This is a genomic window from Bradyrhizobium algeriense (genome assembly GCF_003062295.1).
In the GTDB taxonomy this organism is placed as follows: Bacteria; Pseudomonadota; Alphaproteobacteria; order Rhizobiales; family Xanthobacteraceae; genus Bradyrhizobium; species Bradyrhizobium algeriense.
The window spans coordinates 1-1,050 of sequence record NZ_PYCN01000156.1 but is presented as its reverse complement, the minus strand read 5'-3'; the positions used below and the strand labels follow the sequence as shown (position 1 = coordinate 1,050).

Annotated in this window: 1 protein-coding gene and 2 pseudogenes; all 3 read right to left on the bottom strand. The window is 64.4% G+C overall.

The genetic code is table 11. The annotated features are described in order from the left end of the window. Window positions 1-646, bottom strand: a 646-nt coding sequence (gene tnpC / locus C7G61_RS42850; protein ID WP_420836852.1) for an IS66 family transposase, incomplete at its 3' end; no start/stop codon positions are given. Then, a pseudogene (locus tag C7G61_RS47800) lies at window positions 588-794 on the bottom strand (IS66 family transposase); the annotation flags it as partial. The gene tnpC and the pseudogene C7G61_RS47800, both read right to left, overlap by 59 nt. Continuing rightward, window positions 733-1,050, bottom strand: a pseudogene (locus tag C7G61_RS46880) (hypothetical protein); the annotation flags it as partial. The pseudogenes C7G61_RS46880 and C7G61_RS47800, both read right to left, overlap by 62 nt.

The window sequence follows — 1,050 nt, the reverse complement described above, 5'->3', positions numbered from 1 at the left end:
AGAACGCCAACTGCACCAGATGGCCGCCGTTCTTGATCAGGCCCTTGTAGGCGGCATAGCCGTCGACCTGCAGGATGCCGTGGTAGTCCCCGAACAGCTGCTTGGCGCGGATCGCCTTGCGATCCTCAGCAAACATGTAGACTACCGCCGGCGGTGCCGGGCCGCCCCACGGACGGTCATCGGTGGCGATCGCCCAGAACTGGCAGACTTTGGTCCTGCCACGGCCGGGATCGAGAACTGGCAGCGGCGTCTCGTCGGCAAACAGCCGCGGGTAGGACATCACTGTGTCGCGCAACAGCGTGTGAAGCGGCTTCAGCCACCAGGCGGCGCGGCCCATCCACGAGGCCAGCGTCTGCCGATCGAGCGTGATGCCTTGCGCGGCGAACATCTGTTCCTGCCGATACAGCGGCAACTGGTAGCCGTATTTCATCACCGCGATGTGGGCCAGCAAGGCTTCCGTCACCATCCCGCCATCGATCGCCTGGGCCGGCGCAGGTGCCTGCATCACACCCTGGCGGCATCCCCGGCAGCCATACCGCGGACGCACAATGCGCTTGACCCGGAACGACGTCGAAGGCTTCCTTGACGGTCTCCCCGATCTTGTGCAGCCGCTCGCCGCAGCAAGGGCAGATGTGGCTCTCGACATCGATTACGACATCGATGCGCGGCAAATGCTCCGGAAGCTTCCCCCGGTTGCGTCGCGCCGGTCGCTTTCCACGGCCCTCCGCTCCATCAGGCAGCCTGCCTCCGGTTACGTCGGCGTTGGCCGCGGCACCAGCCGCCTGTGCCGTGATGGTGAAGAGAGGCAGCTGTCCGGGATCCAGTGTCGGAGCGGGGACCGAAGATCGTGCGCTTGAACTGGGACAGGATCATCAGGAGCTTGTCGTTCTCCTGAACCGCAGCGTCGCGTTGGGCGATCGCCGCATCACGCTCGGCCGAAAGCGTGCTGCATTCCGCCGACAACGCCGCAAGCCTTGACGACAGCGCCATCACGGTGTGTCGGAGCAATGCTGGATCGGAAGGCAAATCACTCATGCAGAGTGATTTTAC